Origin of the sequence: Roseovarius sp. (assembly GCF_030373445.1) — a bacterium.
Lineage (GTDB): Bacteria > Pseudomonadota > Alphaproteobacteria > Rhodobacterales > Rhodobacteraceae > Roseovarius.
In genome coordinates, this window is sequence record NZ_JAUCYU010000008.1 from 48,468 (window position 1) to 61,011 (window position 12,544).

The window sequence follows — 12,544 nt, forward strand, 5'->3', positions numbered from 1 at the left end:
CCGATGACCATCGAAGTACGAGTGCCCACGCTGGGCGAATCCGTCACCGAGGCCACCGTCGCCACCTGGTTCAAGCAGCCCGGCGACGCGGTCGCGGCCGACGAGATGCTCTGCGAACTGGAAACCGACAAGGTCACCGTAGAGGTACCGGCCCCCGCCGCCGGCAAGATGGCCGAGATCGTCGCCAAGGAGGGCGAGACCGTCGGCGTCGACGCCCTCCTCGCCACCATCTCCGAAGGGGAAGGCGCGGGCGACGACGACGCGCCGAAGAAATCCGCCTCCGACGAGACATCCGGGAAGACGGAAGAGAAGAAGCCCGAATCCGGCCGCGGCAGCGGCGGCTCCACCGGCGGCAGCGGCGGCAATGGCGGCGGCAACGTCGACGTGATGGTCCCCACGCTGGGCGAATCCGTGTCCGAGGCCACCGTCTCCACCTGGTTCAAGAAGGTGGGCGACAATGTCAGCCAGGACGAGATGCTCTGCGAGCTCGAAACCGACAAGGTCTCGGTCGAGGTCCCCTCTCCCGCCGCCGGCACCATCACCGAGATCCTCGCCCAGGAAGGCGAGACGGTGCAGGCCAACGCCAAACTGGCCGTGCTCTCCGGCGCCGCCGACGGCACGGTCGAACCCGCCGAGCGCCCCGCCGCCGGTCAGGACGACCTCGCCGGCTCCAAGGCCGACGCGGGCGGCACGCAATACACCGCCCCGCCCGCCGGCCGCGATATCGAGGATGCCCCCTCGGCCAAGAAGGCGATGGCCGAAAAGGGCCTCTCCCGCGACCAGGTCGAAGGCTCCGGCCGCGACGGCCGCGTGATGAAGGAAGACGTGGCCAAGGCCGGCTCCGGCGCCGCCAAGTCCGAAAGCGCCCCCGAGGCCAAGGCCCCCGCCCAGGCCCCCCGCGCCCCGGTCTCCGCCGAGGATGCCGAGCGCGAGGAACGGGTCAAGATGACCCGCCTGCGCCAGACCATCGCAAAGCGCCTGAAGGACAGCCAGAACACCGCCGCCATGCTCACCACCTACAACGAGGTGGACATGACCGGCGTGATGGAGCTGCGCAACGCCTACAAGGACGAGTTCCAGAAGAAGCACGGCGTCAAGCTCGGCTTCATGTCCTTCTTCACCAAGGCCTGCTGCCACGCGCTGAAGGAGGTGCCGGAAGTCAACGCCGAGATCGACGGCACCGACATCGTCTACAAGAACTTTGTCCACATGGGCATCGCCACGGGCACGCCCACCGGCCTCGTCGTCCCGGTGATCCGCGACGCCGACGCGCTCTCCTTCGCCGAGATCGAGAAGGCCATCGCCGAGAAAGGCACCCGCGCCCGCGACGGCAAGCTCTCGATGGCGGAAATGCAGGGCGGCACCTTCACCATCTCCAACGGCGGCGTCTACGGCTCGCTGATGTCTTCGCCGATCCTCAACCCCCCGCAATCGGGCATCCTCGGCATGCACAAGATCCAGGAACGGCCGATGGTCGTGAACGGCGAAATCGTCGCCCGCCCGATGATGTACCTCGCCTTGAGCTACGACCACCGCATCGTCGACGGCAAGGGCGCGGTCACCTTCCTCGTCCGGGTGAAGGACGCTCTGGAAGATCCGCGCCGCCTGTTGATGGACTTGTGATCGCCATGGTGGGTTTCACCCACCCTACGAAGATTCGCCGGGCGGGCGACAATCCGTCCGGCACCCCGTAGGGTGGGTGCCAACCCACCTGCCCGCCCCCATCAACCGGACACCCCCATGACCACCCAACTCCTCCTCCGCTACGACAGCTTCGACCACGACACCCACGACGCCCATGCCGAGGACCGCGCCAATGCCGGCCTCACCCAGCTCCAGCTCTGGCGCGAGGGCACCGGCGCCCACTGGGCCCTCTTCGATGTCAACGACGCCGACCGCGCCAAGGCCTGGGTGGAAAAGGAATCCGCCCTCGGCCACGGCCCCTCCGCCCACCACCTGCTGGAGACCGCATGACCCCGCCATCCCCCGCCCCGGGCCCGACCCGGGGCCTCGCGCCACAAACACCCCCTGCCCCGGGCTCGACCCGGGGCCTCGCGCCATCACCGAGCGCCCCTCTCCAAGAGGTCCCGGGTCAAGCCCGGGACGTGACCGCCCAATGACCCCCGAGCTCACCGCCCTCACTCTCGCCGCCCTGCTTCAGGTCGTGCAATACGTCCTGATGGCGGTCCCGGCGAATCTCGAGCTCGGCCCGGGCAAGACGCTCTCCCCGCGCGACCCCGGCCGCCTCGGCCAGCCGTTGATCGACCAGGTCAGCCCCGGCACCGGCCGCCTCTTCCGCGCGCTCAACAACCATTTCGAGGGGCTGATCCTCTTCACCATCGCCTGCGTCATCGTCACGCTGGCCGACCAGTCCACCCCCCTCACCGCCGCCTGCGCCTTCACCTACCTCGCCGCCCGCGTCCTCTACATCCCCGCCTACTATTTCGGCTGGGTCCCGTGGCGCTCCCTCATCTGGGCCGTGGGCTTTCTCGCCACCACCCTCATGCTGCTGGCGGCGCTCCTGTGAAGCGACCTCTCGGCATAACCCTTGTTGCGGCGGCCTGCGCGGCTATCGCGCTGAACACCGCGTTCAACCTGATCCCGACCTTCCGCGAGGGCCCCCCGGAGCAATTCGCAGGTCTCCCCGGCACCTTTCAGGTCTGGGCCTCCATCCCGCTGCTGATCGCCGCCACCATCGTCACCTGGCTCAGTATTCGCAGAAGCCGGCACACCATCTGGGCCATGCTGGCCCTCCTCGCCGCGATGGTCTTTCCGTTCGCACTGTTTCTCTTCCTCCAGACCCAGGCTCAATCCGGCTCCGATCCGTATGCCGACACCTACTATGCGGTCATACGCTTGCAATATGTCCTGCTCTGGTCCGTGCTCTGGCTGGCCGCCTTCCTCTACCTCGTTCACTCGGCCCGAAAAGGCGTCCTGACATGAGCTTCTTCTGGCTACAAATATCCCGGGGTGAATTGGCCGAAGGCCAAGAGGGGCAGCGCCCCTCCCCGACGCAAACACCGACGCAATACCGACAAGATACCGACGTGATACCGACGTCCCAAATCCAAGGAGAACCCGCTCATGGCAAGCTATGACGTCATCGTAATCGGCTCAGGCCCCGGCGGCTATGTCGCCGCCATCCGCTGCGCCCAGCTGGGCCTGAAAACGGCCTGTGTCGAAGGCCGCGAGACCCTCGGCGGCACCTGCCTCAACGTGGGCTGCATCCCCTCCAAGGCGCTGCTCCACGCCTCCCACATGCTGCACGAGGCCGAGCACAATTTCGCCAAGATGGGGCTGAAGGGCAAGGCGCCCTCCGTCGACTGGAAAGAGATGCTCTCCTACAAGGAAGACACCATCGGCCAGAACACCAAGGGCATCGAATTCCTGTTCAAGAAGAACAAGATAGACTGGCTCAAGGGCTGGGGCTCGATCCCCGAGGCGGGCAAGGTCAAGGTGGGCGACGACACACACGAGGCCAAGAACATCATCATCGCCTCGGGCTCCGAGGCGGCCAACGTCCCCGGCGCCGAGGTGACCATCGACGAGAAGATCGTCGTCACCTCCACCGGCGCCCTTGAACTGCCCAAGATCCCCAAGAAGATGGTCGTCATCGGCGCCGGCGTCATCGGCCTCGAGATGGGCAGCGTCTATGCCCGGCTGGGCACGCAGGTGACGGTCGTCGAATACCTCGACAACATCACCCCCGGCATGGATGGCGAGGTTCAGAAGAACTTCCAGAAAATGCTGAAGAAACAGGGGCTTGAATTCGTCATGGGCAGCGCCGTCACCTCGGTCGAGACGCTCAAGACCAAGGCCAAGGTGAACTACAAGCTGCGCAAGGACGACAGCGAGCACCAGCTCGACGCCGACGTCGTCCTCGTCGCCACCGGCCGCAAACCCTATACCGACGGCCTCGGCCTCGACGCGCTCGGCATCGAGCTCACCAAGACCGGTCAGATCAAGACCGACGAGCACTGGCAGACCAACGTCAAGGGCATCTACGCCATCGGTGACGCCATCACCGGCCCGATGCTCGCCCACAAGGCCGAGGACGAGGGGATGGCCGCCGCCGACGTGATCGCCGGCAAGCATGGCCACGTCAATTACAACGTCATCCCCAGCGTCATCTACACCCACCCCGAGGTCGCCGCCGTCGGCAAGACCGAGGAACAACTCAAGGACGAGGGCCGTGCCTACAAGGTCGGCAAGTTCACCTTCATGGGCAACGCCCGCGCCAAGGCCGTCTTCGCCGGCGAGGGCTTCGTCAAGCTGATCGCCGACAAGGAAACCGACCGCATCCTCGGCGCCCACATCATCGGCCCCTCGGCCGGCGACCTGATCCACGAGATCTGCGTGGCGATGGAATTCGGCGCCTCGGCCGAGGACGTGGCGCTGACCTGCCACGCCCACCCGACCTTCTCGGAAGCGGTGCGCGAGGCGGCGCTGGCCTGCGGCCTGGGGCCGATCCACTCGTAACGGAACGGCCGGTGAGAAGCTGCTCTCACCGGCCGTGCATCCGCCACAGGCACTCTACGATGTGAATGGCAGTCTCCTTTACACCAGGGGGACGGATGCGGACACTGCAAGACTGTTACGCGACGGCCCGACACTTCCGTCGCGGAAAATTGCGAGGCGGGCCTGCGAGGGCCCGACGAGCGGCCTACCACATGCGCGGCTTGGCGTTCTTCTCGTAATCCCGGTCATAGGCCGCGCCGCCCATCTCGCCATCGGACATGTCCGCCAGGATCTGCCCCACCGTCGGCACCGTGTCGCGATCGTCTCGCGTCCACAGGCCCGAGCGCAGCAGAGCCTTGGCGCACTGGGTGTAGACCTCGGCCACCTCGATCACGATCACCGTCGCAGGCAGGATCGACTTGTGCGCAAATCCCTGCCTCAACCCCTCGTCGTCGGTCAGCACCGCCCGTCCGTTTACCCGGACCGTCGTGTTCGACCCAGGCACCAGGAACAGCAGCGCCACCCGCCCGTCCTCGACGATATCCTTCAGGCAATCCAGACGGTTGTTCCCGCGCCAGTCGGGCATCATCAGCGTGCGTTCGTCCTCGACCCGCACCACCGGGCCGTCATCGCCGCGCGGGCTGCCATGCACGCCCTCCCGGCCGACCGTCGACAGGATGCAGAACCGCGCCCCCTCGATCCATTCCCGGTAGAGCGGCGTCAGACGCGTCGCCACCTTCACGATCGCCGCCGGCACCGCCTCGTCGTAGAGCACTGACAGCGCCTCAACCGTCTCTATTGTCCGCATCGAACCCCGCCTCCGTCATCAACCGGTTCGAGGCCTCCTCGACCTCGTCCGCCAGCCGCGCCATGAACGTGCCCTTGTCGAGCCCCGCCTCGATCCGCGGCAGGAACTCCACCACCGCCAGCCCCGGCTTGCGCAGGATGCCCATGCGCGGCCAGAACAGCCCCACGTTGGTAGCCGCCGGTACGCAATCCTGCCCCAGTTCCTCGTAGAGCACGCCAGAGCCGATCTTGAACGGCGCCTGCACCCCCGGCGCGATCCGGGTGCCCTGCGGATAGATGATAAGCTGACCGGGCTGCTGGCGGCCCTTCGCCACGTCCCGCACCATCTTCTTGATCGCAAGGCTGCGCTTGCCCCGGTCGACCGGCACGCAGCCGATCTTGAGCGCGTACTGCCCGATCACCGGCGCCCACATCAGTTCGCGCTTCATGATGAACTTGCCGGCGGGCACGCTGCCGAAAATCAGGATGATATCGAGGAAAGACTGGTGCTTCGCGGCGATCAGCACCTCGTCGGTGGGTGGCGTGCCGCGCACCTCGGTGCGGATGCCCACCATCCAGCGCGCCGTCCACCGCACCCAGCGACACCATGTATGACAGGCGGTCAGCGCGCCCTTCCGGCTGACCAGCGCCCAGGGGAAGAACACGATCCCCATGATCCCCATCATCGCGTAGATATTCACGACGAAGATCAGCGACCGGACCCATTGCAGCGCCTCTCTCATGGCATGTCCCGCAAGGTCTTCCGCGCGGCGGCGCGGGTCGCGCCAAAAGCCACCAGCCCGGCCAGGATCGGGATGGTCAGCGGCCAGATCCAGTGCCACCCCTGGAAGCCCAGCCCGGTCAGGAACCCGCCCTCGGGCTGCGCCGAAGGAAGCAGCGCGATCGCGACCATGCCCAGCACCATGCCGATCCCCGCCCCGGTCAGCGCCCGCAGGGTGAACCGCCGCTCGAAGGCCTGCGCAATGTAGGAATCCCGCGCGCCCACCAGCCGCAGCACGCTGATCACCTGCGTGTTGGCCGCCAGCGCCGCGTTGGCGGCCAGCGTGATCATCGCCGCCGTCGCCGCCCCGATCAGCAGGATCGAGGCCCAGCCCAGCATCCGCAGCCGGCTCGCCGCCTTCACCAGCGGCCGCCGCCAGCGGGTGTGGTCGTCCAGCACCGCGCCCGGCGCCTCCGCCGCCAGCCGCAGGCGCAGCCCCTCGGCATCATAGCCCTCCTCGGTTTCGATCACCTCGATGAGCTGCGGAATGGGCAGCGTGTCGACCGGCAGGTCGGGCCCGAACCACGGCTCCAGCAGCGCCTGCTGCTCCTCCGAGCTCAGCGCGCGGGCCGTGTCGACGCCCTTCGTGGTTTCCAGCACCTTCAGCGCCGCCTCGGTCTGGGCCGCAAGCTGGCCGTCGGGGGCCGATATGCGGATGGTCGAACTCCGCGCCAGCTCCGATCCCCACTGCTCGGCCAGCCGCCCTGTGGCCAGTGAAAGCGCCAGCGCGAAGACCGCAAGGAACGCCATCGCCGCCGCGCTGAACAGTGTCAGCGTCGCGGTGAACCCGGTGGGCGGCACCACCCGGTCGGCCTGCGTGTCCCCGACGAGAAACTCGCTCACCTGGCTCAGCACCGCCTTCAAAGGTCCGCCCCCGCCAGCTGCAGGCGCCGGTTGGAAATCCGCAGCACGCGCGCCTGCACATGAGTCTTCGCCGCCCGGATCAAGGCAAGGTCATGGGTCGCCACCATGATCGTCTTGCCCATCCGGTTCAGCTCGATCAGCAACCGCAACAGGCGCTGTGACATGTCCCAGTCGATGTTCCCCGTGGGCTCGTCCGCCAGCACCACGTCGGGCGACATGATCACCGCCCGTGCCAGCGCCGCCCTCTGCCGCTCGCCGCCCGACAGCTCCGGCGGCAGCGCACCCGCCCGCGCCGTCAGGCCCACCCAGCTTGTCAGCTCCTTCAGGTTCGCCCCCTCGGCCAGCAGGTCGCGCCCGGCCACCATCAGGGGCAGCGCGATATTGTCCGACACGTTCAGATGGTCGAGAAACTGGCAATCCTGGTGCACCACCCCGATCCGTCGCCGCGCCAGCGCGATATCGTCCCGCTCCATGTCGCGCACGTCCGACGTGAACAGCCGCACCTGCCCCGACGTGGGCAGAAGCGCCCCGTAACACAGCTTCAGCAGCGTCGTCTTGCCCGCCCCCGACGGCCCCGTCAGGAAATGAAACGACCCGGGCTGCAGCTTGAGCGATATCTCACTCAGCAACTCGCCCCCGCCGTAATTGTAGGCCACGTTCTCCAGCTCGATCAAAGCCTGCCCCTTCGCGAAACAGCCCTTTCATGCCCCAAGGCATGCGGCAGTGCAACGGTAACTGCCCCAAATTGCTTTGCTCTTTGACAAACCAGCCGTTACACATAAGGTCAAGCTGACCGCCGGACTTAAAAAGGCGGCTGCCGGGGATCAGGCGACGGATGGCGAAATGAGGCTCATTTGCCCGAATTGCGGGGCACAGTACGAGGTTCCGGACGAGGTTATTCCGGAAGACGGGCGTGACGTACAGTGTTCCAATTGCGGGGACACCTGGTTTCAGTCGCACCCAGATCACCCCCATACCGCCGAGCCCGATGAACCGGCCGAGCCCGGCGAGACTGTCGCGGTTGCGGATGCGGATGTGGCCGCCGATGAGGATGAAGACACGCCCGACTGGGTCGAGGTCGATGACGACGAAGCCGAAGACCTGACCGCGACCCCGGCCGAAGATACGCCCTCCCGGCGCGAGCTCGACCCCGATGTCGCCAGCGTCCTGCGCGAGGAGGCCTCGCGCGAAAAGCAGGCTCGCGCGGCCGAGAAGGGCTGGCTGGAAACGCAGCCCGATCTCGGGCTCGACGGGGCGCATGACGACAGTGACCGGCGCTCGCACCAGGCCAAGGCCCGCATGGCACGCCTCCGCGGAGCGGCCACCCCCCAGGATGACCCCGCCGAGGACGAGGATATAGACCCGGCAACCCGCCGTGGCCTGCTCCCGGATATCGATGACATCAACTCCACCATCGCCTCGGCCCAGCCCGCCGCGAAGGAAGATCTCTCCGCCCGCGATGGCAGCACGGTCGCCGCGCCCGAGCGCTCGACCGGCGGCTTCCGCCGCGGTCTGCGCCTGGCCGTGCTGCTGGCGATCATCGCCACCGCGGTCTACATCTTCTCGCCGGTGATCGCCGAAACCATCCCGGCCACGGCAGAACCGCTGATTGCCTACGTCGAAACGGTGAATGGCTGGCGGGCGCAGTTGAACGAGGCGGTCGCACCGCTCGTGGCGCAGGTTCAGGAAATGATCGGCGGGTAGCGGTACCGCCCCGCCTCAGAACCGCTCCAGCAGCCGCTTGAGATATTCCAGTTCCACGTCCGGCCGCTCGCCCTCGCCCGAGCGCCGGCGGATCTCGTCCAGCAACTCCCGCGCCCGGCGGTAAACGTCCTCGCCCTGCAACAGGTTGTCCTGCGTGCCCACCTGTGAACCCTGGCCGGGCGCCCGGCCCAGCGGATCGTTCTGCTGGTCGCCGAACTGGCCGCGGGCCTGCCCTTGCGCGCCCTGGGTCTGGTTGTTCTCGGCCATCGCCTCCCCAAGGTTCCGCATCCCCTCGCGCAGCGCTTCCATCGCCTCCGATTGCCGGTCGATCGCCTCGGCCAGGTCATCCTGCCGCAGCGCATCCTTGGCACCCCGCATCGCCTGGTCGGCCCGGTCGAGCGACTCGCGTGCCGCGTCGCCCGCCTCGCTGCCGGCGCCGGGCAGGTTGCCGCGCTGCCGTTCCAGCTCGCGCCGCAGCGCCTCCTGCCGGTCGGCGAGCGAACCCTGCTGGCCCTGCTGCCCTTCCTGACCGTTCTGGCCCTGCTGCTGCCCTGGCTGCTGGCCGGGCTGGTTGCCCTGGCCCTGCTGGTGGCTTTGGCCCCGCCCTTGCGAGCCATCGCGGCCCTCGTTCTGCTGCGACTGGCCCTGCTGGGAATTGGGGTTGAACTGCTCCTGCAGGTCGCGGAACGCCTGGTCCGACAGGCCCTGCTGATCGCGCAGCGTCTCGGCCAGCCCCTCCATCGCCTCCTGCCCGGGGTTCTGGCCCTGTTGACCCTGCTGGCCCTCGGTCATCCGCAGGTTCTCCATCATCTCCTGGAATTCCTGCAGCGCCTGTTCGGCCTCGGCATAGCGCCCTTCCTCCATCAGCTCCTGGATCCGGTCCATCATGTCCTGCAGATCCTGCTGGTTCAGCGTCATCATGTTCTCGGACAGCTGTTGGTCGCCCTGCTGCTGCTCGCCATCGCGCTGCGCCTGCTGCGACTTCTGCCGCAGGTAGTCCTGCGTGGCATCCCGAAGCTCCTGCATCAGCCGGGCGATCTCGTCCTCGCTGGCGCCGTTGCGCATCGCCTCGCTCAACCGCTCCTGAGCCTCGCGCATCCGCTCCAGCGCGTCGCCGATATCGCCATCCTCCAGCACCAGCGCCAGGTCCCAAAGCGCCTGCGCCACCTCGTCCCGCGCCTCGGTCGTCAGGCTGTCATGCGCCGTCAGCGTTTCCAGCCGCCGAAGGATCACCCGCAGCCGCAGATAGGCCGTCTCCGACCGGAACAACCCCTCTTCCGGCGCATGCGACACCGCCCGCAGCACCTGCGCCACGCGCTTCGCATTGTCGCGCGACCACAACAGGTCGCGCCGCATCTCGATGACCGAGGCCGCCAGCGGATCAAAGAACCGCCGCGCCGGCAGGCGCATCTCCTCCGGCGCGCTCTGCCCGGCCTGCTCGGCTGCATCGCGCACTTCCAGCTCCAGCGTCACCGGCAGGTGCGCCCAGGGATGCTGCGACAGGTTCTCGATCAGGGTTTCGGTAAACTCCGCCCGGTCGCCGGTGATCGGCATCGGCAGGTCGATCGAGATCGGCTCCCGCGGCTCCGGCTCCACCGCCAGCCCGTAACGCCGTTCCACCGCGTCGAGGTCCAGCCGGAAGGTCGCCTTGCCCGCCACCACGCCGTGATCGTCCTCGGCCTTGAACGGCTGGCTCATCTGCCCGTCGAAGGTCGTCTTCGCCCCGTCCGAGACAAGCGAAACCTGCGGTTCCCGGTCGGGGATCGCCACGATCGTCCACGACTTTCCGCCCGGTCCGTCGATGCTCAGCGTGCCGTCCGACACGATCACGAAGGAATGTTCCGTGTCCGTCGCCGCGCCCACGTCCTCCGTCCGGCCCGAGACGGTCTCGGCCACGCTCAGCGCACCGACCTCCCCGTAAAGCCGCACGGTCACCCGGCTGCCCTCCGGCACCCGGATCTCGCCCTTCTGGTCGTTGAGGTAGAGGCTCGGCAGCCCGGTATAGGTCGGCGGTTCGATCCAGCCTTCCCAGGCAGGGCCCGTCGCGATGTCCGGGCCGCTCCCCGGCCCCATCTGCGAAACCGAACCCACCCGCATGACCGACCCGAAGAGCAGCGCCACGACCAGCCCCAGCAAGGCAACGTAGCGCAGCCCGAACGGGTCACGCGGCGCCAGCGCAAGGTCCGGCTCCACCGCCTTCGCGGCGCTCGCCCGCTCGGCCATGCGCCGCAGATGCGCCTGCCACAGGGCTTCCGAGGCCGGGTCGCCCCCGCCGATCGCCTGCCGGTCGCCCAGCGCCGCCAGCGGCCGGCCCGGCATCACGCTGTCCATCCGGTCGACGGCCTCCTGCCGCCTCGGCCAGCGGAACCGCATCGCGCCATGAATGGCAAAACCGATCAGGCCCAGCCCGGCCAGCACGAAGCCCACCCAGACCACCTCGACCGGCATCAAATCCTGCAATCCAAGGATCAGCACGGCAGCCGTCGCCGCCAGCACCGTCCAGAACGGCCAGAACGCCCGCACCAGCCGTTCCGCGATCAGCCCGGCCCATGTCAGGCTGAGCGGACGCCGCAAACGGCTCATCACGGGGGTCAGAGGGGTCTGTCTGGCCATGCTCCCTTCCGGATCGGGGGCTGCCGCACCTGTCGCACTCTTACAGCCATTCCGGAATGGTATCGCGATTTATCATCTCGTCAAAGGTCGGACGCGCCCTGATGACGGCAAATTGATGCCCATGCACCAGCACTTCCGGCACCAGGGGCCGGGTGTTGTACTCGCTCGCCATCACCGCGCCATAGGCCCCGGCACTGCGAAATGCCACGAGGTCGCCCTCGCCCACCGGCGGCATGATCCGGCCCTTGGCAAAGGTATCGCCGCTTTCACAGACAGGCCCGACGATATCATACGGCGCCTGCTCGACCGCCGCGTCGGGCTCGATCACCGGCACGATATCGTGGTGCGCCTCGTACATGGCCGGGCGGATCAGGTCGTTCATCGCCCCGTCGAGGATCAGGAAATTCCGCCCCTCGCCCTCCTTGAGGTAAATCACCCGGCTGACCAAAATTCCGGCATTTCCGACCACCAGCCGCCCCGGCTCGATCTCGATCTCGCAGCCCAGATGCCCCAGCTCCTCGCGAATCATCGCGCCGTAATCCAGCGGCAGCGGCGGCGCCTCGTTGCTCCGCGTGTAGGGAATGCCGAGGCCTCCGCCGAGGTCGAGCCGCCGGATGTCATGCCCGTCGGCCCTGAGCGTCTCGGTCAGTTCCGCCACCTTCCGATAGGCCAGCCGGAACGGCTCCAGATCGGTGAGCTGACTGCCGATATGCACGTCGACCCCGATCACCTTCAGCCCCGGCAGGGCCGCGGCCTCGGCATAGACCTCGCGGGCCCGTGCGATGGGAATGCCGAACTTGTTCTCGCTCTTGCCCGTGGCGATCTTGGCATGGGTCTTCGCGTCCACGTCCGGGTTCACCCGGATCGTCACCGGCACCGTCGCGCCAAGGCCCGCCGCCACCTCGCTCAGCGCCCGCAACTCCGGCTCGCTCTCGACGTTGAACTGCCGGATACCGCCTTCGATCGCCAGCCGCATCTCGTCGCGTGTCTTGCCGACGCCCGAGAACACGACCCGCTCCCCCGGCACGCCCGCCGCCTTCGCCCGCGCGTATTCCCCGCCCGAGACCACGTCCATCCCCGCGCCAAGCCCCGCCAGCGTCTTCAGGATCGCCTGGTTGCTCGCCGCCTTCATCGCGTAGCAGACAAGGTGGTCCATGCCGGCCAGCGCCTCGTCGAACAGCCGGAAATGCCGCGTCAGCGTGGCAGTGGAATAGCAATAGAACGGCGTGCCCACCGCGGCCGCGATCTCGGCCACCGGCACGTCCTCGGCATGCAGCACCCCGTCCCGATACAGGAAATGGTCCATCTCTCAGCCTCACCCCGGCGTTTCATCTTTCC

General features: G+C 67.6%; 12 protein-coding genes. 6 read left to right on the top strand and 6 right to left on the bottom strand.

What is annotated here, in order from left to right; genetic code table 11:
* Window positions 1–3 precede the first annotated feature (3 nt).
* The 5 genes from odhB (at window position 4) to lpdA (ending at window position 4,479) form a co-directional block, all read left to right on the top strand.
* Window positions 4–1,623, top strand: a complete 1,620-nt coding sequence (odhB, locus tag QUV18_RS14955; RefSeq protein WP_300894809.1) for a 2-oxoglutarate dehydrogenase complex dihydrolipoyllysine-residue succinyltransferase — start codon at window positions 4–6, stop codon at window positions 1,621–1,623.
* A gap of 117 nt (window positions 1,624–1,740) precedes the next feature.
* Window positions 1,741–1,974: a hypothetical protein gene (locus tag QUV18_RS14960; RefSeq protein ID WP_300894810.1), complete on the top strand. Its 234-nt coding sequence runs from the start codon at window positions 1,741–1,743 to the stop codon at window positions 1,972–1,974.
* A 142-nt stretch (window positions 1,975–2,116) separates the two neighbouring features.
* Window positions 2,117–2,527: an MAPEG family protein gene (locus QUV18_RS14965; protein WP_300894811.1), complete on the top strand. Its 411-nt coding sequence runs from the start codon at window positions 2,117–2,119 to the stop codon at window positions 2,525–2,527.
* Window positions 2,524–2,943, top strand: coding sequence for a hypothetical protein (locus QUV18_RS14970; RefSeq protein WP_300894812.1), 420 nt, complete (start codon window positions 2,524–2,526; stop codon window positions 2,941–2,943). The genes QUV18_RS14965 and QUV18_RS14970 overlap by 4 nt, the downstream gene beginning before the upstream one ends.
* 141 nt (window positions 2,944–3,084) lie before the next feature.
* Window positions 3,085–4,479 (top strand): dihydrolipoyl dehydrogenase, encoded by a 1,395-nt coding sequence (gene lpdA / locus QUV18_RS14975; RefSeq protein WP_300894813.1) that lies wholly within the window; start codon window positions 3,085–3,087, stop codon window positions 4,477–4,479.
* 184 nt (window positions 4,480–4,663) lie between these two features.
* On the opposite strand, the gene QUV18_RS14980 is transcribed toward lpdA, so the two are convergent.
* The 4 genes from QUV18_RS14980 to QUV18_RS14995 are packed head-to-tail and all read right to left on the bottom strand — an operon-like array spanning window position 4,664 to window position 7,563.
* A complete protein-coding gene (locus tag QUV18_RS14980; RefSeq protein WP_300894814.1) occupies window positions 4,664–5,266 on the bottom strand; it encodes a pyridoxamine 5'-phosphate oxidase family protein in 603 nt (200 codons plus the stop codon).
* The gene (locus QUV18_RS14985) at window positions 5,244–5,987 is read right to left on the bottom strand and encodes a lysophospholipid acyltransferase family protein (protein ID WP_300894815.1); all 744 of its coding nucleotides are present in this window, start codon (window positions 5,985–5,987) and stop codon (window positions 5,244–5,246) included. Before QUV18_RS14985 ends, QUV18_RS14980 begins: the two co-directional genes overlap by 23 nt.
* Window positions 5,984–6,889: an FtsX-like permease family protein gene (locus QUV18_RS14990; RefSeq protein ID WP_300894816.1), complete on the bottom strand. Its 906-nt coding sequence runs from the start codon at window positions 6,887–6,889 to the stop codon at window positions 5,984–5,986. Before QUV18_RS14990 ends, QUV18_RS14985 begins: the two co-directional genes overlap by 4 nt.
* Entirely contained in the window at window positions 6,886–7,563 is a 678-nt protein-coding gene (locus QUV18_RS14995; RefSeq protein ID WP_300894817.1) for an ATP-binding cassette domain-containing protein, read from the bottom strand. The genes QUV18_RS14990 and QUV18_RS14995 overlap by 4 nt, the downstream gene beginning before the upstream one ends.
* Window positions 7,564–7,732: 169 nt before the next feature.
* On the opposite strand from QUV18_RS14995, the gene QUV18_RS15000 reads away from it, so the two are divergent.
* Window positions 7,733–8,593, top strand: coding sequence for a zinc-ribbon domain-containing protein (locus QUV18_RS15000; protein WP_300894818.1), 861 nt, complete (start codon window positions 7,733–7,735; stop codon window positions 8,591–8,593).
* Window positions 8,594–8,608: 15 nt separating this feature from the next.
* Here the strand turns inward: QUV18_RS15000 and QUV18_RS15005 are convergent, their stop codons facing one another.
* A complete protein-coding gene (locus QUV18_RS15005; protein ID WP_300894819.1) occupies window positions 8,609–11,176 on the bottom strand; it encodes a TIGR02302 family protein in 2,568 nt (855 codons plus the stop codon).
* 70 nt (window positions 11,177–11,246) lie between these two features.
* Window positions 11,247–12,512, bottom strand: coding sequence for a diaminopimelate decarboxylase (gene lysA, locus QUV18_RS15010; protein WP_300894820.1), 1,266 nt, complete (start codon window positions 12,510–12,512; stop codon window positions 11,247–11,249).
* Window positions 12,513–12,544 lie beyond the last annotated feature (32 nt).